Source organism: Mesorhizobium sp. WSM4906, from assembly GCF_029674625.1.
Taxonomy (GTDB): Bacteria; Pseudomonadota; Alphaproteobacteria; order Rhizobiales; family Rhizobiaceae; genus Mesorhizobium.
This window is the reverse complement of sequence record NZ_CP121355.1, coordinates 1,364,078-1,387,630: the sequence shown is the minus strand read 5'-3', so window position 1 is coordinate 1,387,630 and position 23,553 is coordinate 1,364,078. Positions and strand designations below refer to the sequence as shown.

Annotated in this window: 16 protein-coding genes and 6 pseudogenes; 13 read left to right on the top strand and 9 right to left on the bottom strand. The window is 59.9% G+C overall.

Features of this window, described 5'->3' with window-relative positions; all coding sequences use genetic code 11:
- Positions 1 to 833 precede the first annotated feature (833 nt).
- The 3 genes from QAZ22_RS06545 to QAZ22_RS06535 all read left to right on the top strand — a co-directional run bounded on the left by QAZ22_RS06545 (position 834) and on the right by QAZ22_RS06535 (position 4,411).
- Positions 834 to 1,301 (top strand): Lrp/AsnC family transcriptional regulator, encoded by a 468-nt coding sequence (locus tag QAZ22_RS06545; protein WP_063169330.1) that lies wholly within the window; start codon positions 834 to 836, stop codon positions 1,299 to 1,301.
- A 409-nt stretch (positions 1,302 to 1,710) separates the two neighbouring features.
- Positions 1,711 to 2,898, top strand: a complete 1,188-nt coding sequence (locus tag QAZ22_RS06540; RefSeq protein ID WP_063169331.1) for a M20 aminoacylase family protein — start codon at positions 1,711 to 1,713, stop codon at positions 2,896 to 2,898.
- A 79-nt stretch (positions 2,899 to 2,977) separates the two neighbouring features.
- Positions 2,978 to 4,411, top strand: coding sequence for an amidase (locus QAZ22_RS06535; protein ID WP_063169332.1), 1,434 nt, complete (start codon positions 2,978 to 2,980; stop codon positions 4,409 to 4,411).
- An 808-nt stretch (positions 4,412 to 5,219) separates the two neighbouring features.
- On the opposite strand, the gene QAZ22_RS06530 is transcribed toward QAZ22_RS06535, so the two are convergent.
- Positions 5,220 to 5,525 (bottom strand): hypothetical protein, encoded by a 306-nt coding sequence (locus QAZ22_RS06530; RefSeq protein ID WP_164548505.1) that lies wholly within the window; start codon positions 5,523 to 5,525, stop codon positions 5,220 to 5,222.
- 2 nt (positions 5,526 to 5,527) lie between these two features.
- Between QAZ22_RS06530 and QAZ22_RS06525 the strand changes: the two genes are divergently transcribed.
- The 3 genes and pseudogenes from QAZ22_RS06525 to QAZ22_RS06515 all read left to right on the top strand — a co-directional run.
- A complete protein-coding gene (locus QAZ22_RS06525) occupies positions 5,528 to 5,857 on the top strand; it encodes an ATP-binding protein (RefSeq protein ID WP_272482847.1) in 330 nt (109 codons plus the stop codon).
- Between the two features lie 771 nt (positions 5,858 to 6,628).
- The gene (locus QAZ22_RS06520; RefSeq protein ID WP_063169333.1) at positions 6,629 to 7,636 is read left to right on the top strand and encodes an ATP-grasp domain-containing protein; all 1,008 of its coding nucleotides are present in this window, start codon (positions 6,629 to 6,631) and stop codon (positions 7,634 to 7,636) included.
- Positions 7,637 to 7,824: 188 nt separating this feature from the next.
- Positions 7,825 to 8,105, top strand: a pseudogene (locus QAZ22_RS06515) (integrase core domain-containing protein); the annotation flags it as partial.
- Between the two features lie 48 nt (positions 8,106 to 8,153).
- On the opposite strand, the gene QAZ22_RS06510 reads toward QAZ22_RS06515, so the two are convergent.
- Positions 8,154 to 8,288, bottom strand: a complete 135-nt coding sequence (locus tag QAZ22_RS06510) for an IS110 family transposase (protein WP_224570036.1) — start codon at positions 8,286 to 8,288, stop codon at positions 8,154 to 8,156.
- Between the two features lie 314 nt (positions 8,289 to 8,602).
- On the opposite strand from QAZ22_RS06510, the pseudogene QAZ22_RS06505 reads away from it, so the two are divergent.
- The 7 genes and pseudogenes from QAZ22_RS06505 to QAZ22_RS06475 form a co-directional block, all read left to right on the top strand.
- Positions 8,603 to 9,807: pseudogene (locus tag QAZ22_RS06505) on the top strand (IS110 family transposase).
- A gap of 419 nt (positions 9,808 to 10,226) precedes the next feature.
- The gene (locus QAZ22_RS06500; RefSeq protein WP_199489649.1) at positions 10,227 to 10,607 is read left to right on the top strand and encodes a transposase; all 381 of its coding nucleotides are present in this window, start codon (positions 10,227 to 10,229) and stop codon (positions 10,605 to 10,607) included.
- Positions 10,604 to 10,956, top strand: a pseudogene (gene tnpB, locus QAZ22_RS06495) (IS66 family insertion sequence element accessory protein TnpB). Before QAZ22_RS06500 ends, tnpB begins: the two are co-directional and overlap by 4 nt.
- Positions 10,957 to 11,025: 69 nt before the next feature.
- Positions 11,026 to 12,343: pseudogene (locus tag QAZ22_RS06490) on the top strand (IS66 family transposase); the annotation flags it as partial.
- 49 nt (positions 12,344 to 12,392) lie between these two features.
- Entirely contained in the window at positions 12,393 to 12,695 is a 303-nt protein-coding gene (locus tag QAZ22_RS06485; protein ID WP_063169337.1) for a hypothetical protein, read from the top strand.
- The gene (locus tag QAZ22_RS06480) at positions 12,682 to 14,745 is read left to right on the top strand and encodes a recombinase family protein (protein WP_063169338.1); all 2,064 of its coding nucleotides are present in this window, start codon (positions 12,682 to 12,684) and stop codon (positions 14,743 to 14,745) included. The genes QAZ22_RS06485 and QAZ22_RS06480 overlap by 14 nt, the downstream gene beginning before the upstream one ends.
- Before the next feature lie 28 nt (positions 14,746 to 14,773).
- A pseudogene (locus QAZ22_RS06475) lies at positions 14,774 to 14,966 on the top strand (transposase domain-containing protein); the annotation flags it as partial.
- Between the two features lie 44 nt (positions 14,967 to 15,010).
- Here the strand turns inward: QAZ22_RS06475 and QAZ22_RS06470 are convergent.
- From QAZ22_RS06470 to QAZ22_RS06440, 7 genes and pseudogenes are all read right to left on the bottom strand, one after another.
- A pseudogene (locus QAZ22_RS06470) lies at positions 15,011 to 15,348 on the bottom strand (IS110 family transposase); the annotation flags it as partial.
- An 88-nt stretch (positions 15,349 to 15,436) separates the two neighbouring features.
- Positions 15,437 to 17,206 carry a CocE/NonD family hydrolase gene (locus QAZ22_RS06465; RefSeq protein ID WP_063169339.1) on the bottom strand — a complete coding sequence of 590 codons (1,770 nt, stop codon included), beginning with the start codon at positions 17,204 to 17,206 and terminating at the stop codon, positions 15,437 to 15,439.
- Between the two features lie 498 nt (positions 17,207 to 17,704).
- The gene (locus QAZ22_RS06460; RefSeq protein WP_244514363.1) at positions 17,705 to 19,438 is read right to left on the bottom strand and encodes a CocE/NonD family hydrolase; all 1,734 of its coding nucleotides are present in this window, start codon (positions 19,436 to 19,438) and stop codon (positions 17,705 to 17,707) included.
- A gap of 233 nt (positions 19,439 to 19,671) precedes the next feature.
- Positions 19,672 to 20,673: an ABC transporter ATP-binding protein gene (locus QAZ22_RS06455; RefSeq protein ID WP_063169341.1), complete on the bottom strand. Its 1,002-nt coding sequence runs from the start codon at positions 20,671 to 20,673 to the stop codon at positions 19,672 to 19,674.
- Positions 20,666 to 21,676, bottom strand: a complete 1,011-nt coding sequence (locus QAZ22_RS06450; RefSeq protein ID WP_063169342.1) for an ABC transporter ATP-binding protein — start codon at positions 21,674 to 21,676, stop codon at positions 20,666 to 20,668. Before QAZ22_RS06450 ends, QAZ22_RS06455 begins: the two co-directional genes overlap by 8 nt.
- Positions 21,673 to 22,605, bottom strand: coding sequence for an ABC transporter permease (locus QAZ22_RS06445; protein ID WP_063169343.1), 933 nt, complete (start codon positions 22,603 to 22,605; stop codon positions 21,673 to 21,675). The genes QAZ22_RS06450 and QAZ22_RS06445 overlap by 4 nt, the downstream gene beginning before the upstream one ends.
- Positions 22,602 to 23,525, bottom strand: a complete 924-nt coding sequence (locus QAZ22_RS06440; RefSeq protein WP_176477192.1) for an ABC transporter permease — start codon at positions 23,523 to 23,525, stop codon at positions 22,602 to 22,604. Before QAZ22_RS06440 ends, QAZ22_RS06445 begins: the two co-directional genes overlap by 4 nt.
- Positions 23,526 to 23,553 lie beyond the last annotated feature (28 nt).

Genomic DNA, 23,553 nt, shown 5'->3' with positions numbered 1-23,553 from the left:
TCCTGGGAGTGCGGACGGCGGTTGAGCTACCTTGTTCAGGCGATCGTTCCGGCAAGGGTAAGAATGCCGCCAGACTGGTCTGCGCTGACCTGCCCATTTTACACGGTGCTCGTGCCGACTTTGGTCTAACATTCGGTCTCCCACGCCGCATTCCTGCGCCAAACCGCGATTCACGCAGAGATCGCGAGCCATTCTCGCGGATCACTGAAGCGTCTCGACGGAATGCAGCTGCAACAACTGCCTCACGAGAGATCAATTTGGGTAATTCTCAGACCGCGGATAGGGCTTCTTACCAGTGCTTGGAGCGACGTTAGCCTGACTGAGCCGACGACCTTCTCCTCCAGCCCCACACCCATGCGGATCATAGTTCACTCGCGGCCGACGCGCGAGGGCCGTAAGGCATCCGAAAGCCGGGGCCGGTTCATAGCCTGACTCTCATGGTCTCCGATTTATGCTGCAACGCCGACACCCTTGGTGATGTCGCTCCCTAACACGCTTGCCTCGAACTGATGCGAGCGTGCTGCAACTCATGTTTTCTGCGCCTGAGCAACGAGATCGGTAGGATCTTTTCGACCGGGGATCGCCCCCACCCGATCGAATCTGCCGTTCTTGCGCTGGCCCGCAACTGCTCACCAGCAACGCCCATCGATTCAGCGGCACCCCTCAGATAGTTATACTATGCCGGTATTGTGCGCAGATGGCGAAAGAAACGCCGATTTTCTGCGACTTGGACCGACTTTAGCGCCGAGAGGGCGTTTGGCACTTGCTACATTTTGGACGTACGGACTGGCGGCCTTGGCATTGGCCGATATCATCATGAGCAGAGATTGTGAATGGATCTGGATCGAATTGACCGGAAGATTCTCAACGTCGTGCAGCGCAACAATCGCCTTACGACAGAGGAATTGGGCGAACTTGCCGGACTATCGGCTACCGCTTGTCAGCGGAGATTAAAGCGACTTCGAGACGCTGGCGTCATCGAAGCGGACGTTGCCATAGTTTCACCGGAAGCCGTCGGTCGGCCCCTGCTCCTGCTGGTATCCATCACTCTCGAGCGCGATCGCGCCGATATCATCGATCGTTTCAAGCAGGCAATTCGGCGGACGCCTGAGATCATGAACGCTTACTACGTTACGGGTGAAGCGGATTTTATTATTACGGTCTCTGCTCAGGACATGGCCGAGTACGAGGCGTTTACCCGTCGTTTTTTTTACGAACATCTTGAAGTAAAGGGGTTCAAGACAATCGTTGTAATGGATCGGATCAAGGCGTCGTTTGCTCTGCCAATTGCTGAAGAGTAGCCTTCAAAAGAGCCCGCCCAGGCAACCACCACGCGCCTTCCGCGGGTCGCAGTTGTCCCGCACTTCTGAATGTCGGCTGTCCTATTTTGAATGGTCCCGCATATATACCAGGGCACCTCCTCTCAGCCTGCAGGTGTTATGCGCCAATGACCAAAAAACGATGATATTCTGCGGGACCAAGGCGCCCTTCGCGCAACCAAGCTCTTTGGCACTTGCTACATTCTGGGCGGAGCGGAATTCAGGATTGTCGGTCCCCGGCTAATTGGAGCGGCTTCAGTCGGCGGAATAGCTGGGGTGCCTACGTCGCACAGAGGATGCTGTGCTCCCGGCAGCGCGGAAACGGGTCTCCCGGCTCTCGCAAGGACAAAGCGTGAAATTCGCCTGCAACCGGCAAGAAAGGAAAGTCCCCGTGGCAATTCTCAATAGCGTCGCAGAGTTTCTCCCCGAGATAGTGGCTTGGCGCCGGGACATCCATGCACATCCCGAACTGGGCTTCGACATCCCCCGTACTTCGGCATTTGTCGCCGAGCGCCTGCGCGAATTCGGCTGCGACGCCGTCGCGACCGGCATCGGCAAAACCGGCGTCGTTGGCGTCATCAAGGGCAACGGCGTCGTGAGCGACGGTAACCCAAAGGTTATCGGATTGCGCGCTGACATGGATGCGCTGCCGATCAACGAAGCGACCGATCTGCCCTATGCGTCCAAGAACAAGGGCTTGATGCATGCGTGTGGGCATGACGGCCACACCGCGATGCTGTTGGGTGCCGCGCGCTATCTTGCCGATACTCGGAATTTCGCTGGAACGGCGGTCATGATCTTCCAACCTGCCGAGGAGATCGGTACCGGCGCCGTTGCCATGCTAGATGACGGTTTGATGGAGCGGTTCGGCATCGAGCACATCTACGGAATGCACAATCGTCCGGGCTTGCCGGTAGGTGTCTTCGGAATCCGGCAAGGTCCAGTGATGGCGGCAACTGATAGCATAGAAATTAGCATTGAAGGGCGAGGGGGGCACCCTGGAAGGCCTCATGAATGCATCGATCCGATTCTGGTCGGCGCTCAGCTTGTGACGGCCCTGCAGCATATCCTGGCTCAGAACATTGACCCTGTCGACTCGGCAGGAATTTCGTTCCACCAGTTCCAGTCCGGGCAGAGACTAGTCCCCGTCGTTCCGCAAACAGCGGAGTTGGTGGGCACCATGCGGACGCTAAAGCCGGAGGTGCGCAAGTTCGTGAAGGAGCGGGTGGGCGAAGTGGTCGCCGGCATCGCCCAGATAACCGGCGCGAAGATAGATATTAAATTTCAGAGCTTCGACGCAATTCTCTTCAATGAGGTCCAGCAGACCGACCTTGCGAGAAGCGCGGCCAAGGGCGTGGCCGGTGAAAACAATGTGCTCGAGACGCCACCGGTAATGGGGGGGGAAGATTTCTCCTTCCTGGCGCAGGCGCGGCCGGGTGCTTTCGTCTGGTGCGGGAACGGTGACAGCGCCGGCCTGCATCACCCTGCCTACAATTTCAACGACGAGGCGATTCCTTATGGAACATCGTACTGGATCAAGCTCGTAGAGAACACGTTGGGATCCCGTCCGACGTCTTGATGATCGGTCTGACAAGGGCCGCAGAACGAATGAATAACTGCCGTCTTATGCCAGGCTTGAATGTAGCGGACCTCGTAAAATGAAAACTCGTTCATCCGTGCCAACATCTCTTGAGGGTCTGTCGGCGTGCGAATGCCTGGAACTCTACCGAAGGCGGCAGCTCTCGCCTGTTGAAGTCGTCGATGACTGTCTCAGCCGCATCGACGCCAACAACCCGGCGCTGAACGCATTTTGCCTCGTCGACCACGAAGGGGCCAGGTCTGCTGCCCGGGCCTCGGAGGGTCGATGGATGAAGGGGGAACCAGCCGGAGTACTAGATGGCATTCCGGCCACCATCAAAGACCTCACCTTGACACGAGGCTGGCCGACAAGACGTGGCTCATTGTCCGGCAGCACCGAGGGACCCTGGACTGAAGACGCCCCTGTTCCAGCCCGTATCCGTGAGACCGGTGGCGTTATCCTGGGCAAGACAACCACTCCAGAATTTGGCTGGAAAGGGGTAACAGACAGCCCGGTCTACGGGATCACCCGCAATCCCTGGAATCCTGACCTGACACCAGGCGGGTCGTCGGGAGGGGCGGCAGTTGCGGCTGCGCTCAACCTTGGCTTTCTTCATCAGGGTAGCGACGGCGGGGGATCAATCCGGATACCGGCGAGCTTCACGGGGACCTTCGGCTTCAAGCCAACCTTCGGCATCGTTCCGCAATGGCCAGCTAGCGCCATGACAACGCTGTCTCATTTGGGGCCGGTGACCCGCACCGTTGCGGATGCGATCCTGATGATGAATGTGATTGCACGAAAGGACGCTCGCGATGGCTATGCGGGTCCGGCGTACCTAGGTCTCGACCCCGATCCAGCAAAGACCACCATCAGGGGCCTGCGGATCGGCTACAGTCGGAACCTCGGCTATGTCAAGGTGGCGCGAGATATCCAAAACGTTACCGATAATGCGATCGACCAGCTTCGAGCTCTTGGGGCCGAGGTGGCCGAAGTCAATCCGGGATTTGCGGATCCGGTGGAGGTGTTTTCTACATTCTGGTTCGCTGGCGCCGCCCGTATTGTGTCACGAATGAACAAACAGCAAAGACAATTACTAGATCCTGGCTTTCTGGAAGGTGCCGAACGCGGGCTGAAGATCACCCTTACCGAATTTCAGGAAGCTGAGGCGATGCGGTTCGAGCTCTCCGCTCTGATGGCGAAGTTCCACGAAAATTACGATCTCTTGGTCACACCGACGATGCCTATCGCGCCGTTCCCCGTCGGGCGAAATGTGCCGGATGATAGTTACAAGGGGTGGGTGGACTGGACGCCCTTCACCTACCCTTTCAACTTGACCCAGCAACCAGCAGCATCGATTCCATCGGGCCTGGATGATCAAGGGCTGCCCGTCGGGCTACAACTGGTCGGCGCGCGCTATTCCGACACCTCCGTCCTAGCCGCGGCATATACGATCGAAAGTCGCCTGGGGCTTCCTTCTTTCGCGAGGAGCAGATTCCACGCTGCCACCCCTTAAAACTTGAGACTGCCGCGCTCAAGCACCTGACGGCCTCCAAGCGGTCAAGCCACGGACGCGAATGTCATTCGATAAAGGGGCGCGGCGTCATAGATGGGCAGTCCTGTCCTACGACGGATTGCTGACGTCACCATCGGGGACAATGTACATTCAAATAGGAGTGCGTCAATCTTGGGATGTGCGGCGCGAAGTCGCGACACAGACTGCAACCCGGGGACTCCATTTCGGTAACACTAGCCGGCCGCGTATTACCTTCGATGCCGCCGATGGCTACTCTTGCCCCTGCGGATGAATCCATGCCCAGCAGCTCTTCGCCGCAGTGTCTTGAGTCTGCGGCCAGACGGCGAGCTTTGCGCCGGCCGGAAGCTGCCGGAGGAGCGTGGGCGCCAGTAGCAGGCTCGACATGGCCACGGGAAGTTTGACAGACGTGGCCAGTGCAGCCTGGCACCAGATACTGAAGCCGCAGTCCCTGGTTATCGCGACGGCTCCGCGCTCAACCAACCGCCTGGCAGCTGCAATGTAGGCCGGCTCGAGAGAGGCATCGCCAGGACTGACCCTCTCCGCCAAAGCCCCGGCCGCGGTCTCTATTATAATTGGGAAGTCGAAGTTGCCGGGTTGAAGACCGACCCCGATGCGGTGGCGGAAATTCACCAGGGCGCAAGTCCGATCTCCAGCCTGTGATTTTTGCAACACTGGCCATCCAATGAGGATCCAACTGCCGTCTGATCGTGACAATTCAGCTGCGTCAAATGCCTTTGCCGCCAAGATGGCGCGTATCGTCAGGTTGTGCTGACCAAGCTGGGACGCTCTACGAGCGCAGGAATCCTGCATTCGCCTGACGCTTCCGGCTCGGTTGCAAGGCTCGGGAATAGTAATGACGAAACAGTGGATCAGCACGCCGTAAGCCCAGTGCAAAAAATGCGGGCTTCGTGCCGAACCTTTTTTTGGAACGGCGGGCGCGGATCTCATCATTGAGATTACCGGAAAGCCTGTCCGGACTTTTCCGAAGCCGCACTGTTATCCTGTTCGAGAGCGACGCATCGATGGTTCCTTTCCCCGCCTCATCGACAAGCTCACCCGTGTCCACTTGGCTCATCCACGACGACTTCGGCAACCATGCTCTCTCCGATCAGCAGCGCTTCCACCTCTTCGAAAATCGTCGAGGAGCGCTATCAGAGAAAATCCACCCTGATCACCGCCCAGGTCCCCGTGGCAAGCTGGCACGACCTTATTAACGACAGCACGGTCGCCGACGCTATACACGACCGCTCGTGCACAATGCACACCGCATCGCCCTTCAGGGCGAGAGCATCCGAAGAAAAAAGCCTCGGCCCTCTTGACCGACTCCGAGAACACCGAAATCAATCAGCCCTACAGCAACCAGGCTGCCGAGGACCAACCTCGACGAACTGTCGGACTTTTGTGAAAACGCTGTCCGGGAATTAGCGGAATCGCTGTCCAGCTTTTGAAGCGCGCAATAACACTATGGCCGTCATCGAAATGAGCAAGGCGAAGTGCTGATTGCCGCGTTTGTTCCGGGATTAAGCGCCAGCCTCTCAAGAAGATTTATGCCGACTCGCCATCATTGTTGAAACTGCTGCAGCGCTCGCACGTTGAAGCCGGCCAGGCCGGGCATACGATTATGCGGATCGCCTTCGCCCAACTTCAATTCTGGACGCCAGGGCTCGATGTAAGGGACCGGCGAGCGTCAAAAGACTGCGGATGGGTCGCCGCTCGTCCCCTGGGATACGATCTCTGTCGGATTTTGTCGCGCCTGCGACATAGTGGTTGTGCGGGCCAGTTTAGTACCTGATATGACCGTAAGTTTGATATCAAACTCAAAGCACTGGCCGACGTGCATTTTGCGAGGTTGGCACGGTTTTTGAAGCGATCATTTCGCGTCGGAGCGCTCTCATCCGCCGGTTATCATCTGTTTTGGCATAAACCCTGCATAAGGCTTTATTGATGGTACCGCAACCCAACTCGCCGTCTTTCGAGCTACTTGGGCAAAAAGAGCACCGCCAGCGGAAAGGGTCGGGAACCGGAGAGGGAACCGGGTGGTGGACCTATGTTTGTGGAGGGGGTTGTGAAAAGGGTCAGCCATGGTGCTTCGAGCCTCTTGTACTCGTGCAGGTCGTCAATGTTGATATAGCGGTTGGCCTCCATCCAGTTTTCATTGGTTTCGTGACAGCAGACAAACGTCAAAGGAGATAGCTCATGCGAGTAGCCATCGTAACGAACAGTGATTTCAACGGTGTGATTAACCGGTTCGGTCAGCCTTGTCCGCAGCCGCCGCAGCCTTGGCCGCATAGCGGCACGTTGGAAGATGTGGTGGCGGCACTTCAAGAGGGCGGCCACGAGACGGTAGTGTGTGAAGGCGATAAAGGACTGCTCGCCAGTCTCGAGCGGTTCATGCCACCTGATCCGCAAGGTCGCCCCTCGGGAATGGTCTTCAACTTGGCGGAGGGAATTCAGGGCGAAAAGCGTTACACTCATGTTCCTGCCATGCTTGAGATGGCCGGTGTTCCATACACTGGATGTAGCCCCTTCGGGATTGGGCTGACGGGAGACAAAGTCATTACCAAAATGCTCATCCGCGATCAGGGCGTGCCGACTCCGAACTTTCGCGTGATGCGTCGCGGCACCGAGAACACCGGCGACCTGAGATTCCCAGTGGTAGTGAAGCCGCGGGAGGAGGACTGCAGCTTCGGATTGCAGATCATACATGAACACTCTAAGTTGCGGCAGGCCGTCGAAGTGATCGTCACGCAGCATGCTCAGGATGCGCTAGTGGAGGAATACATCGAGGGGCGGGAAATCTGCGTTGCGTTGCTCGGAAACGGGGAGCCCGAAGTTTTGCCTCTAGTGGAGCAGGACTTCGGTGACCGCGAAACGCGTGTTATGAATTGGGATGCGAAGTACGTGGCGGCCGCAGCGGTGCCCAAGATTTGCCCGGCGAAAATCGAGAGCGGGCTTGAGACGATGTTACGGGATATTTCGGTTGCGACCTTCCGTGCCTGCCACTGCCGGGACTATGCCCGCGTCGATTTCCGGATCGATCGCTCAGGCCAACCGTTTGTCCTAGAGATGAACTCGGTGCCGGCCCTTGGTATACACTCCAGTTATGGCACAGCTGCAACGGCCGGCGGACACAGCTTCGTAAGCTTGATCAATCGCATCCTCAATGTCGCCCACACCCGCTATTTCGGAATCGGCGTCTCATAGTGGATTGATCGGATCAAAAGAGTCCGATTTCGGGATTCCGTTTTGCGGTTTGGCGTGCGAGTTAGATGCATGCGCAATAGCATCCCCCTTCACCGTTTTGGCCAGCGACCGTCAGCGCCTGCAAGCGCTCGTCGCGGCGCCAGGAAGCCCGCAAGCACGTTCGGGGGCCGCATCGTCGCGCTGTGCTTCGAACCACGAAGCCAAAGCATACTTGGACCACCGGCTAGGTCGAGCGAATGAACCGCACCATCAAGGACGCGACGGGCAAGCGTTTCCACTACGACGATCATGACCAACTGCGTCGGCATCTTGCCGACTTTGTTGCGGCCTACAAATTTCGGCCGCAGGCTGAAGGCCCTCAAAGGTCTCACCCTACGAGTTCATCTGCAAGGCATGGGCTTCCCAGCCCGAGCGCTTCACTCTCAATCCGCTCCACCAAATGCCTGGACTTGTCTATTCGGCGTGTTGAAGTCAATCCCATTCAAGCTTCCTAGGCTGACCTGCCGACGCGATTATCCTAGCCTGATTGATGTAACCGCGGCGTCAAACCGAGATACGGCCCCACGTCCTTCGAATTCCTGAAGGGGGCAGGAATATCGACCGTGGCGTTGAAACCCAGTGCAACGATAGGGCCGACGCCCAGCACGGTCATCAACCGCCTGCAAACCGTGTCACCCCTCACGATCGACAACAGTCTTTCGTGTAGCACCGTGAACTGCTCGCAAAGTTTCCGACGGGCGGTGAGCAACGTCTCCATGATGTCTCGAGTTCCGGAATGTCACCGGAAGGGTCCCGGATGCGATCCGCGAATTTGCCGGCCGTCGACAATGCCAACTTTGAGACCGAAGTTACGAAACAGGCCACGGATGTCGTTCTCGATGGCGATGGCCTTTTCCTGAAGCGACTTGAGGGCCGTCAGCAGCGCCCGGCGATTCTGGGTCGTCAGCGTCTTGACAGTAAGACCGTATGTCCGCCTCTGCCGATGAGGTGGCTCGCCCTACACTGCGCGTCCGAGGGTTGCTCGGACGGGCCGAGCCGATCCTCACCACAGGAGGACGAGCCGTGGCGGATTATAGAGAAGCATTTGTCGGAATCGATGTTGCGAAGCTTAAGAACGCTATTGCGATTGCGGAGGCAGGCCGGGAAGGAGAGGTTCGGTTCTTCGGTGAGGTCGACGCGTCGGCGACCAGCATGCGGCGGGTCATAGGCCGGATCGCCAGCCGCTTTGATTACGTGCATTTCTGCTATGAGGCTGGGCCGACCGGGTACGGCCTTTATCGCCTGATCCGGTCGCTCGGGCACGAGTGCACCGTGGTTGCACCATCATTGATACCAAGGAAGCCCGGCGATCGGGTGAAGACGAACCGTCGAGACGCCATTTCCCTTGCCCGACTATTGCGCGCCGGCGAGCTGACCGCGGTGTGGGTTCCCGATGAAGGGCACGAGTCCATACGGGATCTTGTTCGCGCGCGGGCGGGCGCGGTCGAGACGCTGCGGGTCCATCGCCAGCAGGTGAGCGCATTCATGCTCAAGCACGGCCGTAGCTATCCGCGAAAGAAGAGCTGGACGATGCGCTATCTACGCTGGCTTCAGGAACAAGGTTCGATCATCCCGCGCATCAGATCGCACTCCAGGAGATGGTCGAGGCGGTGCGCGTCTCGAAAGAGCGGGTCGAGCGGCTGGAGCGTGTGATCGAAGAGTTCGTCCCGGCCTGGTCGCTGGCACCGATCGTGTGGGCGCTTCAGACATTGCGTGGGGTAGACCTAATTGTCGCCGTGACGTTCGTCACCGAAGTCGGCGACGCCAGCCGGTTCGAAAGCCCACGCCAGCTCATGGGATATCTCGGTCGGGTCCCCGGCGAGCGCTCAACCGGGGAGACAGTCCGGCGCGGCGGCATCACAAAGGCAGGCAACGGTCGGGTTCGCCACATGTTGGTCGAGAGCGCCTGGACCTATCGACATCCGCCCAAGGTCGGGAAGGCGAAGCTATACCGGTTGGAGCAGGCGTCACCGAAGGTGCGTGAGATCGCCTGGAAGGCGCAGTCCCGCCTGACAGCCCGCTACCGCATGCTGAGCGCTCGGGGCAAACGGACAACGGTCGTCTGCACCGCGATCGCCCGTGAACTGGTCGGCTTTATGTGGGCAGTCGCAAGGGAGGCGCGCGTCACCTGATCGCTCGCCGCGATGGCGCACATATCGCGCATGGGCGGAGGCGGGACCACGGCAGGGGAATGCCCGTCAGACGCTTTGTGGCCGGCAAATCGACCGACGCCCGCAGTAAGATAGGAACAGCCCCGGACGCACAATCGGGAATGCGGTAGCCAACCCGCGCATCAGAGCTTGATCACCGACGTCCTTCAGTTCCGCCTCCCCACCCATGCGCGATCATCAGAATGAGCAGCCGTTCCTCGGATCGGGCGACCTCATGCGTTCCAAACCTTGACAGCGGACATCAGAGCGGTGTTTCCGGACCACCTTTCGGGAGTGGTCGCGATCTGTGAGGTTGCCGATCCTGTATTGGGATCGGAGATCGGCTTGTGTCTGGACTTGACCTTACGCTTGACCCGGAGCGGCAGCTTCGGCGTTTCGAGGTGATCAACGGTGCCGGCGGTCGGCGTCACTGGTCGGTGGATGACAAGGCGCGGATCATCGCAGAGACGCTGGAGCCGAATGCGATCATTTCCGAGGTCGCCCGCCGTTATGGTCTCAGGCCGCAGCAGGTCTTCGCCTGGCGCCGCGAAGCGCGCAAACAGGCCGCTTCGGTGCAGCAAGATTCTCCTGCCTTTGTGCCGGCGGTTGTGGCGGCGGCGGAACCTGCAGCCAGCCGTTCACCGAAGCAGCGGAAACGGCAAGCCACCCGAGATGCCGGCATGATCGAGCTTGAGATCGACGGCATCGCGATGCGCGTCGGCCGGGGCGCCGATACCAAGACGGTGGCCGCAGTGATCCGCGCGCTGAAGGCGACGTCGTGATCGGGCCGACGGGTGCGGTCAAGGTCATGGTGGCGACGAAGCCCGTCGACTTCCGCAAGGGTGCGGAGGGATTGGCGGCGCTGGTGCGAGAGACAATGGGGGCCGATCCGTTCAGCGGGGCCGTCTACGTCTTCCGGGCGAAGCGGACTGACCGGATCAAGCTGATCTTCTGGGATGGCACCGGGGTTTGCCTGCTAAGCGTTTGGAGGATGGGGAGTTCCGCTGGCCGAAAGTGCATGACGGCATGATGCGGCTGACGGCCGCGCAGCTCTCGGCGCTACTCGAAGGTCTCGACTGGCGGCGAGTCCATGAGGCGCGCCGGACCCGCGTGCCAGCCCAGGCGGGCTGACCCGCGACGAAGTGAATCAGCCTAGATTCCGCTGTCGCGGGCTGTCGGCGAATATGGTCTGATCCGTTCATGGCGATGACGGCTGACCAGCTTCCCGACGATCCGGACGCGCTGAAGGCGATGGTCCTGGCGCACGACGTCGAGAATGCCCGTCTGATTCAGATCATCAAGGAATTGCAGCGTCACCGCTTCGGCCGGCGTGCCGAGACGCTCCCCGAGGATCAATTGCTGCTGGGGCTCGAAGAGGCGGAGCAGATCGAGGCCGCCGGTGAGGAAGAGAAGGAGCAATCTGCTCCCGCCGAGCGGCAAGCAAAGGCCACGAGGCGCCGGGCCAACCGGGGCGCGCTGCCACCCCATCTGCCGCGCGTGGAGATGGTCGTCGACATCGAGGACCATGCCTGCCCATGCTGCCGCAATGGCTTGCATCGGATCGGCGAGGACGTGAGCGAGCGGCTCGACATCGTTCCGGCGCAGCTGCGTGTAATCGTCGTGCGCCGGCCCAAATATGCCTGCCGCGCCTGCGAGGACGTCGTGGTTCAGGCTTCCGGCGCCGGCCCGGCTGATCGAGGGTGGTCTTCCGACCGAGGCAACGGTCGCCCAGGTGCTGGTCTCAAAATATGCCGATCACCTTCCGCTCTATCGTCAGGCGCAAATCTACGCCCGGCAGGGTATCAATCTCGATCGCTCTACGCTCGCCGACTGGGTCGGCCGCGCCGCCTGGCACCTGCGTCCGGTGCATGAGCGGCTGCTTGGCAAGCTGAAGTCCTCGGCAAAACTCTTCGCCGACGAGACGACCGCGCCGGTGCTCGATCCCGGCCGCGGCAAGACTAAGACAGGTCAACTCTGGGCCTATGCCCGCGATGACCGACGATGGGAGGGGAGCGACCCGCCGGGCGTCGCCTATGTCTATGCGCCGGACCGAAAGGCCGAGCGTCCGATCGCTCATCTCGCAGGCTTCACCGGAATCTTGCAGGTCGACGGCTATGGCGGCTATCGCGTGCTGGCCGACAAAAGCGGCGTCACGCTCGCCTTCTGCTGGGCGCATGTCCGTCGGCGCTTTTATGAACTGGCAGCAGCCGGTCCCGCGCCGATCGCCAGTGACGCGCTGAGACGGATCGCCGAACTCTACAAGATCGAGGATGACATCCGTGGCCGATCGGCCAACGAGCGCCGCGCGATGCGTCAGGACAAAAGCCGCGCCATCGTCGCCGATCTCGAACCCTGGCTGCGTGAGAAGCTCGGCCTGATCAGTCAGAAGACCAAGCTCGCAGAGGCAATCCGCTACACGCTCTCACGCTGGGAAGGCCTCTCGCACTTCCTTGACGACGGCCGCATCGAGATCGACAGCAACACCGTCGAACGCTCGATCCGTCCGATCGCAATCTCGGGGTCATTCTGCCCATGTTGGGCAGGAGGTCGAAGTCCCGTGCGCAGCAATGGATCTGGGCTCCCCGCGCGCGTCGCTTGCTGCACTGCTTGAACTGAACAAGCTCTTGATCCAGCGCCGTTTCCGGCGAGGCTCTCCGGATGGTTTCATCATCGGGGAGACTCAAAATGAGAACCTTGCCGCCACCGACACGATCTCTCGTGATCGTTCGCCAGCTCAGCATGCGCTCGACTCGCACAAGCTAGTCGGGCTGAGCGCAGCGCAACGAACGATCGTGATCGCCCGGCTCGCCAATGTGCTGATGGCCGCCGCCGGTATCGTGACGGAGGAGAGCCGCGATGACGAGCCGTAATCTGATTCCGGCCACCATCCTCAAGCGCAAGGCCGTTGTCTATGTACGTCAGTCCACGCAGGCGCAAGTGCAGCTCAATCTTGAGAGCCAGCGTCGGCAATATGAGCTGGTCGACGTCGCGCGGCGCTGGGGATTCCGCAAGGTTGAGGTGATCGACGAGGACTTGGGACGCACCGCAAGTGGAGCTGTGGAACGTCCCGGTTTCGAACGCCTGGTCGACGATCTGTGCACCGGTCATGTGGGCGCTGTGCTTTGCCTGGAGGCGTCCCGCCTGTCTCGCAACGGACCGGACTGGCATCGGCTGCTCGAGTTGTGCGGCGAAGTCGATGCACGGGTGATCGATCTGGACGGAGTCTACGATCCGGGACTGCCGAACGATCGCCTGCTGCTCGGCATGAAGGGGAGCATAAGCGAGTTCGAACTCGGGGTGCTGCGTGCTCGCATGTACGAAGCTGACCGCGCCAAGGCACAGCGCGGCGAACTGCGCATCTCTGTGCCCTTCGGCTACGTCTGGCACCGGGATTACGGTCTCGGGTTCGATCCCGATATACGCCTGCAGGAGACCATTCGCCTGATATTCGCGCGTTTCCGCGAACTCGGCAGTGCCCGCCAGGTCCTGATCTCGATGATCGACGATGGCGTGCATTTCCCCAGACCCTCCGACGGCAAGAAGATGGTGTCCTTCGCCTGGGTTCCGGTCCGCTACCGCAACGTGATCTCCGTCCTGAAGAACCCGTTCTACGCCGGCGCTTATGTCTATGGTAAGAGCGAGAAGCGCACCGAGATCGTGGATGGCCGCGTCCGCAAGAGCTATGGTCATTACAAGCCGGCCAGCGATTGGGCGGTGGTGCTCAAGGAGCATCACGAAGGCTATATCGGATGGAGCGAGTACGAACGGAACCAGGAACTTCTCGCCGCCAACGCCTATGGCAAAGCCGGCGGCGTCAAGTCGGGCCGCGGCGGTCGCGCGTTGCTCCCGGGTCTTCTCTCCTGTGGTCGATGCGGGCGAAGACTGGTTGTCACGTATGCCGGACGTGGCCAAGGTTACCCGGTCTATCGTTGCGAGAACACCATGATGGCGCAGGCGCGATGCATGTCGTTCAACGGCTTTCGCACCGATGCGGCGGTGGCCCGCGAAGCCTTGGAGGCGGTTGCGCCGATGGCGATCGAGGCGGCGTTGGAGGCTGAACAGATGCAGCTGGAGAGCGAAGCCAGGCGGCGGCAGATGATCGAGATGGACCTGCAGCAGGCACGCTATGAGGCATCGCTCGCCGAGCGCCGCTACGCCGCCTGCGACCCGGAGAACCGGCTTATAGCGGCCCAGCTCGAGAGGAACTGGGAAGCTAGGCTCAGGCGCGTGGAGACCTGCGAGGCCCGGCTCAGTGAAGTCCAGCGTATGGAGCCTGTCGACGCGATCCCTGACTTCACCGGCCTCGCCCAGGATCTCGAAGCCGCCTGGAATGCGCCGGGTGTCGATATGCGGTTCCGTCAGCAACTGCTGCGCGCGCTCATCAAGGACATTGTGGCGGACGTCGATGACGACGCGCGCGATGTGATCCTGACCATCCATTGGCATGGGGGCCAGCATTCCCAGGTAAGGGTTCGCAAGTCCAAATCCGGAGAGCATGGCCAGAGTACGCCTGAGGAGGCTCTGGCGGTCATGCGATCCATGGCAACGCGATGGTCGGATGCCGAAATCGCCGCCACACTCAACCGCATGGGCATGAAGACGGGTCAGGGAAAGACCTGGACGGCGCGACGCGTCCAATCCCTGCGCACGGTGCACAAGATCAGCGGCTATCGGTCTTCCGACAAGAACGGCGAGTGGCTTACCATGTCGGACGCGGCCGCGAAGCTTGGCGTGTCGCACGTCAAAATCCGCCGGTTCGTCAGGGACGGCATATTACCAGCCGAGCAGGTCATGCGCGGCGCGCCCTACCAGATCCGCGCCAGCGACCTTGAAGATGAACGGATCAAGGCCGATTTGGCGCGCAAATCTCCGCGTATCATCAACGACGATAATCAGAAATCGCTGTTTCCCGCCATTTGAAGAGGGGGTGCATAATGAATCAGTCTTCGCGCTCAACCGCAAGAACGCGCTCTTCGCAGGCTCTGACGGCGGCGCCGAACACTGGGCAGTCATCGCCTCGCTGATCGAAACCTGCAAGCTCAATGGTGTCGAACCGCTCGGCTTATCTCGCCGATGTCCTCACCAGGATCGTCAACGGCCACCCCAACAGCCAGATCGACGATCTCCTGCCTTGGGTCTACATCAACAAGCTCGAGCTCAAGGCCGTGGCCCGAGAATACCGCTTACTCTTGACATGCACGGGCCGGAACAGGTTAACCCGCATATCTGCGCGATGCCGCGAGCATGGTTGCGGTCGGTCTTGTTGACCTGTGCCTTGAGAACGCCTTGGAATGACGGGGCTCGATACAGGTCACGTAGTCCGGCTGCCGCCAGACCAACCATTGGGATAAGGGGCCGGCTTCAAGCCTGATCCGGGCGAGATTCCATGCGGGGTTCTTCAATGCGTCAGCAAGATCGTCCGGATGACTAGCAACCTTCATCTCTCGGCAAATTCGGCGCCCTTCTCACGATGCAAACGGTGGTCTCTTTCACGGAGACGTCCAGTCCGGCATAATTTTTCATGCTGCGCTTCCTTTCCTGATGCTTGTGGCTGTTCACACAGACCACGTTTTGTCATCATCTCGAAGCGCAGCACTTCAAAACAACCCGTTCAAGGCGGGGGGCAAAGCCGAATACCACAATCTAAACACCTAGCGATGCTGTTCAAATTCGCCTTGCCGGCATGGGACCCCATCGCTGTCATCACAGGAAGCAGTACGTGGGAGGGGAACTGCTCGCAGTGATGAATCGTGTTCCGAGCCACTACCCATTCAGTTTCGTCCCAGTTGTTACCTCCCGTATTCAGGTTGCGGTCGAACCGCGGGAAGGCCGAACTAGTGATTTCCAGGCGAATTTGATGGCCGGCCGGAAACCAATTACTTGTGGCGTCGAGATCAATCTCGATTTTGCATATAACGCTCGGTTCCATGAAAACAGCCCGATCAAAGCCCTCGCGATAGCGGACGCGCAGTATCCCGTCCACCACGTCAATCGCACGGCCATCGGGATGTACGTCCAACAGTCTGGCCACGAAGTCCGTGTCCGGGGCCGAAGAAGAGACGAAGAGGACCGCCCGGACAAATCCGGTAACCTCCATGCCCTCTGTGAGGGGCGGTGAAGTGAAGCAGAGGACGTCTGGACGAAGCTGGACGTCCTGGTAATCGCGGGGTCCTATAGTAGTTCCACTTGACTTCCCGCCGTCCATCCCCAAGAACGGCGCCGGATCCCCAGGGTCGTAGGTAAACGTGTCAGCCGGCTCGTCGGCACTCGGAGGCTCTACATCAAGAGTCCCGTCGCCTAGACGGGTCGCGGCATTCCCGCCGCTGCGGAGGAACCAGTGCTGCAGTTCCACACCAAGAGGGGGCCATTCTGACGCGGCACGCCACTCGTTGCGACCCATCACGTAGTACTGGACGCGGGGCATTCCCTCGATCCGGTCGGGCTTGTCGTTCAGCCAGCAGTCGAACCAGTCCAGGTAGATCTGCCAGCAATCCAGGCGCGCGTCGCCCAGCTCGCGCTCGCCGATAACCGTCGGGGCTTTGAGACTCTCGGTGCCACAATGCGTGGCTGGCGACAGAATGATATGTTGGTGATCGCGTGCCGCCGGGCTCAATCCGCGAGCACTAAAAACGCGCTGCTGGTGAAGCGCGTCGGCAGCCCCCACGTCGTACCACGAGTTCACGAACAGGGCTGGGACGTCGATGGTCGAGTCCTCGCTAAGCATCCCATTCCGATCCCCCCAGGGATCGCCTGGGTCACGCGAGACCCAGTCCTCCCAGTCAGTCGGCGGTCCCCCAAGGCTCTTAAGCATGTTGACGAGCGGCAGCGACGCGAAAGCCCGCTGATACTCCTCATCGCTTTTCGGTTGCACTCGGGACCGGTCCTTCGCTGCGGTTTGGTGGAACCAGGGGACAAACGCGGCAACCTCCACCGCACCGCCGAGACGGAGATCCCCGTTGCGATATCGCCCTCCGGCAGAGCCGTTCGCGCCGCCCGATCCCTGCGCAATTGCGCATCGGTGGGCTGGATGGCACAACTGCGCCAGCAAAACCTGCGCGATACCAAGCGCCGAGCACCCATATGTGCCCACGCGTCCATTCGACCATGGCTGCTGCGAAATCCAGGACAGCGTGTCATAACCGTCGTCCCTTTCATTCTCCATGAGGGTGAATACGCCGCCGGAATCGAAGACTCCACGAAGCTCCTGCACAAGTACGGCGAAGCCTTGTCCAGCAAACATTCTTGCCACTTTGTGGCGAGGCTCAACCGGACAGCGATAGGGCGTCTTACCGTATTGAGTTCGGATAAGGATTGACCCGAGTTCCCCAGTGTAACCAATAGGCCGATACAGGTCCGTGGCGAGCTCAACGCCGTCCCGCATTGGAACGCGCAAGCCGGTCTGCAAAACCACTTCGTATCGCGGCGTTGGCGGTTTAATCGGGCCTAGTTCATTACACACTTCAGAGTGCCTCCCAGACATTGAGACTGATTCAAGATGGAGTGGCCAATTTCGACGGGTCTCAGCATTCTATCTGCACGGTGGTGTGTTCGTCGCATTCACAGTACAACGATGAACTCTGTGCCGTTGCTAAGTTGTTTGAAAAGAAACTCAACCGTGCTTCTCTAGCAGGTCCGGCACTCAATGATGGCGCGTTGCCACCCCAATTTCCCTATTGCTTAAATCAATGTGACAGCGCGCCTACGCCGCTGTGCAAAACATCAATTGTGAGTCTCACCGCCATTATGTGCCGATCCATGGACCCCCATTCCATGCTGATTGACGCGGGCCGATGGGGCAAGCTGCTTGATGTGAGAAGCGACGGGCTCCCCGACCGATCGCAGCTTGTTATCACCGTTTGTTTGAAATAGTGGAGGTAGGCTAGCCAGGCGGCAAGCTGTTCAAATTCGCCTTGCCGGCATGGGACCCCATCGCTGTCATCACAGGAAGCAGTACGTGGGAGGGGAACTGCTCGCAGTGATGAATCGTGTTCCGAGCCACTACCCATTCAGTTTCGTCCCAGTTGTTACCTCCCGTATTCAGGTTGCGGTCGAACCGCGGGAAGGCCGAACTAGTGATTTCCAGGCGAATTTGATGGCCGGCCGGAAACCAATTACTTGTGGCGTCGAGATCAATCTCGATTTTGCATATAACGCTCGGTTCCATGAAAACAGCCCGATCAAAGCCCTCGCGATAGCGGACGCGCAGTATCCCGTCCACCACGTCAATCGCACGGCCATCGGGATGTACGTCCAACAGTCTGGCCACGAAGTCCGTGTCCGGGGCCGAAGAAGAGACGAAGAGGACCGCCCGGACAAATCCGGTAACCTCCATGCCCTCTGTGAGGGGCGGTGAAGTGAAGCAGAGGACGTCTGGACGAAGCTGGACGTCCTGGTAATCGCGGGGTCCTATAGTAGTTCCACTTGACTTCCCGCCGTCCATCCCCAAGAACGGCGCCGGATCCCCAGGGTCGTAGGTAAACGTGTCAGCCGGCTCGTCGGCACTCGGAGGCTCTACATCAAGAGTCCCGTCGCCTAGACGGGTCGCGGCATTCCCGCCGCTGCGGAGGAACCAGTGCTGCAGTTCCACACCAAGAGGGGGCCATTCTGACGCGGCACGCCACTCGTTGCGACCCATCACGTAGTACTGGACGCGGGGCATTCCCTCGATCCGGTCGGGCTTGTCGTTCAGCCAGCAGTCGAACCAGTCCAGGTAGATCTGCCAGCAATCCAGGCGCGCGTCGCCCAGCTCGCGCTCGCCGATAACCGTCGGGGCTTTGAGACTCTCGGTGCCACAATGCGTGGCTGGCGACAGAATGATATGTTGGTGATCGCGTGCCGCCGGGCTCAATCCGCGAGCACTAAAAACGCGCTGCTGGTGAAGCGCGTCGGCAGCCCCCACGTCGTACCACGAGTTCACGAACAGGGCTGGGACGTCGATGGTCGAGTCCTCGCTAAGCATCCCATTCCGATCCCCCCAGGGATCGCCTGGGTCACGCGAGACCCAGTCCTCCCAGTCAGTCGGCGGTCCCCCAAGGCTCTTAAGCATGTTGACGAGCGGCAGCGACGCGAAAGCCCGCTGATACTCCTCATCGCTTTTCGGTTGCACTCGGGACCGGTCCTTCGCTGCGGTTTGGTGGAACCAGGGGACAAACGCGGCAACCTCCACCGCACCGCCGAGACGGAGATCCCCGTTGCGATATCGCCCTCCGGCAGAGCCGTTCGCGCCGCCCGATCCCTGCGCAATTGCGCATCGGTGGGCTGGATGGCACAACTGCGCCAGCAAAACCTGCGCGATACCAAGCGCCGAGCACCCATATGTGCCCACGCGTCCATTCGACCATGGCTGCTGCGAAATCCAGGACAGCGTGTCATAACCGTCGTCCCCTATATGTTCCCTAGCGTATACGCCGCCGGAATCGAAGACGCCACGACGCTCCTGCACAAGTACAGCGAACCCTTGTCCAGCAAACATTCTTGCCACTTTGTGGCGAGGCTCAACCGGACAGCGATAGGGCGTCTTACCGTATGGAGTTCGGATAAGGATTGACCCGAGTTCCCCAGTGTAACCAATAGGCCGATACAGGTCCGTGGCGAGCTCAACGCCGTCCCGCATTGGAACGCGCAAGCCGGTCTGCAAAACCACTTCGTATCGCGGCGTTGGCGGTTTAATCGGGCCTAGTTCATTACACACTTCAGAGTGCCTCCCAGACATTGAGACTGATTCAAGATGGAGTGGCCAATTTCGACGGGTCTCAGCATTCTATCTGCATGGTGGTGTTCCAGCCCACCTGCCTGTGCAATACCAGATGGAATACGCTCATTGGGGTGGCGCTGATTGCATGCCTTTCACTTAGCGAGCCAGCAGGCTGACAGGTGCTGTGGTCCAACTTCGATCGCCGGCGGCTCCTCAGCTTTGCAACGGTCGAAGGCAAGCGGGCAACGAGGATGGAAACGGCAGCCCTTCGGCACGCGCGCGGCACTTGGAACCTCGCCCTGCAGGGCCGGCAACTCGGCGCGACCTGCGTTGCCGCCAATCTGCGGTGTGGCGTTGCGCAAGGCGACGGTATACGGATGGCGAGGGTTGAATGTGATCTCGTCGGCGCTACCAATCTCGACCAATTTTCCAAGATACAAGACCGCAATCCGGTCGGCGATCAGCCAGGCAAGGGGCAAATCGTGGGTGATGAACAGCAGCGCCATGTTGTGCCTGTCGCGCAAGTCAACCAGGACCTGAAGAATCTGAGCGCGTATCGAGACATCGAGCATCGATACAGGTTCATCAGCAACGATGAGTTCCGGCCGGACGGCAAGCGCTCCTGCAATCACGACGCGCTGGCGCTGCCCGCCGGATAGCTCGTGCGGGAAGCGGGCGAAGAAATCGCCGGGAGGATTGAGCCCAGCGGCCGCAAGCGCTTCACTCACCCGGTCGGCGAGTTGAGTGGCGTTACCGACCAGCCGCAGGGACTGCAACGGCTCCGCCACGATGTCGAACACGGTGTGTCGCGGATTGAGGGCCTGATAAGCGTCCTGGAAGATCATTTGCACGCGACGCCGGTACGGACGTAGAGCCGAGAAGCCCTCTACCGACCTCATGTCGCGGCCTTCGAACAGCATTCTGCCGCCAGTCGGCTTGGCAAGCTTGGTGATGACGCGGCCCACAGTGGTCTTGCCGCTTCCCGATTCGCCGACCAGGGCGACGATCTCGCCCCGCCCGACGTTGAGGTCGATCCCGTCTACCGCGCGCATGGCGCCGACAGATCGGCCCAGGACACGGTCGAACAGACCGCCCTGGATAGGAAAATGAACTTGCAGGCTCTCGAGACGCAGGATGCCGGCAGTGTCAGGCATGAACAGCGACCTTGTCTTCTTGCGTCAAGGACCGGTGAAGGTGACAGGCGACACGTCCCCGCCCGAACTTATTGAGGCTGGGGACTTCGGTCGCGCACCCCCCCATGACCGACGGGCAACGCGGATGGAAAGCGCAGCCCGAGGGTCGATTCACCAAGTTGGGAGGATCACCCGGTATTGGCCGGATCATCTTTTTGCCGCTCGCTGGGTTCGGGATCGATTCGATCAGCTGTCGGGTGTAGGGATGTTTGGGCTGGGCGAAAATCTCGGCGACAGTGCCATCCTCGACGATGCGGCCCGCGTACATGATCATTACGCGATCACAACACTTAGCCACCACAGAAAGGTCGTGGGTGATCAAAATCAGGGCGAGGCTCAACTGCGATCGCAAGTCGCCTAGCAGGTTAAGGATCTGAGCCTGAGTGATGACGTCGAGCGCTGTGGTGGGCTCGTCACCAATGATAATCGAAGGTCGACACGCGAGCGCCATGGCAATCATCACCCTTTGTCGCATTCCGCCCGACAACTCGTGAGGGTAGGCGGAACCACGATCCGCCGGGATGCCGACCAGTTGAAGCAACTCACTTCCCCGCTTGGTCGCCTCGCCCCGCGACATGCCGAGCTTCAGCATGCATGGCTCGGCGATCTGCTTGATAATGCGGTGAACAGGATTAAGTGCGTTCATCGCGCCCTGGAAGACAACGGACGTTTCGCTCCAGCGATGTGGCCGCATCGCCGCATCATCGTCGATCGGCAGTCGGTTGCCACGATAGCGCACTTGGCCGCCGCTGACCCGCGCGTTGGGTGATAGTAGACCAGCGATCGCCATCGCGGTCGTGGTCTTGCCACTGCCCGATTCTCCGACGAGGCCCACGGCCTCTCCGGCTCGGAGCGCGAAGCTTACGCCGTCGATTGCTCGCAATGAAACGCCCTTGAGCCCATAATCGACAGAGAGCCGGTCTATTTCCAGAAGCGGTGTTTTGTCCTGGGAGGAGCTGGTCATGGGATCACCCTCCGCCGTGGATTGAACGTGTCGTCAAGGGCACTGCCAATCAGGACGAAGCTAAGCGAAACCGTGAGTACGCACAGTCCTGGGGCGCCGAGGTACCACCAGGCTCCAGCACTGGCCGCGCCGGCGCGCTGAGCGAGCGAAAGCAAAGTGCCCCATGAAGGCTGCAACGGGTCCCCGAGTCCAAGGAATGAGAGCGATGTCTCGACATAGATTGCGCTGGCGACCACCAGCGCACCATTGGCTGCGATTTGCGGCACGAGATTGGGGAGGATGTGCCGCACCATGATGCCGAAATTACTGCTACCCGCAACGCGCGCACGATCAATGAATGGTCGCTCCTTAAGCGACAGTGTCTGACTCCGGACGATACGTGCAACAAAGGACCAGCTTGTCATGCCTATAACGACAATGATCACGAAAAGAGAAGGACGGAAGCCCAGGATTTCTCCACCGCGCCCCATCACCTCGAGAACCACGGGTGTAATGACCAGCGCCAGCACGAAGGACGGCATGACAAAAAAGAAGTCTGTCAAGCGCATCAGCCAGACGTCGACCCTGCCACCATAGTAGCCAGCGGTCGTACCGATTGTAGTCCCAACGACGAGGCTGATCACAGTCGCGAGTAGCGCAATCGTAAGCGAGATCCGGGCACCATGGAGGACCAGATTGAGCACGTCCCGCCCGATTTCGTCCGTGCCGAGCAGATGCTCGCCTGATGGGGGTGCGAGGAAATCGCCAGTTGCATTGATCGCAGTCTGGAGCGGTCCCGCCAGAATATTGGGGACCGCTCCCACAACAAGAAAGAATACCAGACATACGAGGCCCACCTGAGCACCGCCATAGCTGAGAAATTGACGCAGAAAGCCTTTTATTGCGCGCGCCCGGCCTCGCGGGCAATATCGAACAATATTGTCGCTCATTGTCGGACCCTCGGATCTAGAAGGCTGTAGGCAAGATCGGCTACGAGGTTTGCGAGAACAATTGAAACGCCAAGCAACAGGAATATGCCTTGAAGGACTGGGTAGTCCCGTGCGTTGAGTGCTTCCACCGTCAGCCCGCCGATACCCGGCCAGGCGAAAACGGCTTCGACAGTGATGGCCCCGGCGACCACATAGCCAATATTGAGGGTGATCAAGGTCACGACCGGTAGCATTGCATTGCGAAATGCATGACGCATCAGCATTTGACCGTTGGTCAGCCCTTTCGCCCGTGCGGTTACCATGTAATCCTCGGTGAGTACGTCACTCATTGCGGCACGAGCGACGACGACGTACTGGCCGATTAGCCCAAGCGCCACCGCAGTGGCGGGAAGCGTGAGATGTTGCAGGTAGTCGAGGAACGAACCAAGAGAGCCCGTGATCAGGCCGGGCGAGTATGCACCATAGCCCGGGAGCCAACCCAATGCCGTGCTGAAGATTACCACCAGGATCATGCCGAGCCAGAAAGCCGGCGTAGAATAGAGCGCCAGAGAGGCTCCGGTTGCGATACGGTCGCCGGCTCCTCCCCGGCGCCAGCCTGCGTAGATCCCAAGCATCACCCCAATAACGATTGCCATTATCTGAGCAACCCCGACTAGGACTATGGTGTCCGGCAGGCGTTCCGCTATCAGGTCTGCGACATGCCTGCCCCTGAACTTGAAGCTGTAGCCGAAATCGCCGCGGAGTGTTGCCGACAGGTAGTCGACCGCCTGGTCCGGGAACAGCGGCCGGTCAAGGCCCCAACGTTGGTTCTGCGCCTCAATCTGCTCGGCGGTGACGCTGACGCGCGCCCCGCCAAGCAAAAGAGATGCAGGGTCACCTGGAATAACTCGGAATAGGATGAAGTTCAGGACTGCCACCATCAGGAGGGTTATAGAGGCCCTGACGATG

What these genes read in the sequence shown, in the direction of transcription:
- QAZ22_RS06465 (WP_063169339.1), bottom strand. Translation starts at nt 17,206, where the DNA reads ATGCGGGACGGCGTTGAGCTCGCCACGGACCTGTATCGGCCTATTGGT.
- QAZ22_RS06450 (WP_063169342.1), bottom strand. Translation starts at nt 21,676, where the DNA reads ATGACCAGCTCCTCCCAGGACAAAACACCGCTTCTGGAAATAGACCGG.
- QAZ22_RS06520 (WP_063169333.1), top strand. Translation starts at nt 6,629, where the DNA reads ATGCGAGTAGCCATCGTAACGAACAGTGATTTCAACGGTGTGATTAAC.
- QAZ22_RS06510 (WP_224570036.1), bottom strand. Translation starts at nt 8,288, where the DNA reads ATGACCGTGCTGGGCGTCGGCCCTATCGTTGCACTGGGTTTCAACGCC.
- QAZ22_RS06525 (WP_272482847.1), top strand. Translation starts at nt 5,528, where the DNA reads ATGCTCTCTCCGATCAGCAGCGCTTCCACCTCTTCGAAAATCGTCGAG.
- QAZ22_RS06480 (WP_063169338.1), top strand. Translation starts at nt 12,682, where the DNA reads ATGACGAGCCGTAATCTGATTCCGGCCACCATCCTCAAGCGCAAGGCC.
- QAZ22_RS06545 (WP_063169330.1), top strand. Translation starts at nt 834, where the DNA reads ATGGATCTGGATCGAATTGACCGGAAGATTCTCAACGTCGTGCAGCGC.
- QAZ22_RS06460 (WP_244514363.1), bottom strand. Translation starts at nt 19,438, where the DNA reads ATGCGGGACGGCGTTGAGCTCGCCACGGACCTGTATCGGCCTATTGGT.
- QAZ22_RS06445 (WP_063169343.1), bottom strand. Translation starts at nt 22,605, where the DNA reads ATGAGCGACAATATTGTTCGATATTGCCCGCGAGGCCGGGCGCGCGCA.
- QAZ22_RS06535 (WP_063169332.1), top strand. Translation starts at nt 2,978, where the DNA reads ATGAAAACTCGTTCATCCGTGCCAACATCTCTTGAGGGTCTGTCGGCG.
- QAZ22_RS06440 (WP_176477192.1), bottom strand. Translation starts at nt 23,525, where the DNA reads ATGGTGGCAGTCCTGAACTTCATCCTATTCCGAGTTATTCCAGGTGAC.
- QAZ22_RS06485 (WP_063169337.1), top strand. Translation starts at nt 12,393, where the DNA reads ATGGATCTGGGCTCCCCGCGCGCGTCGCTTGCTGCACTGCTTGAACTG.
- QAZ22_RS06455 (WP_063169341.1), bottom strand. Translation starts at nt 20,673, where the DNA reads ATGCCTGACACTGCCGGCATCCTGCGTCTCGAGAGCCTGCAAGTTCAT.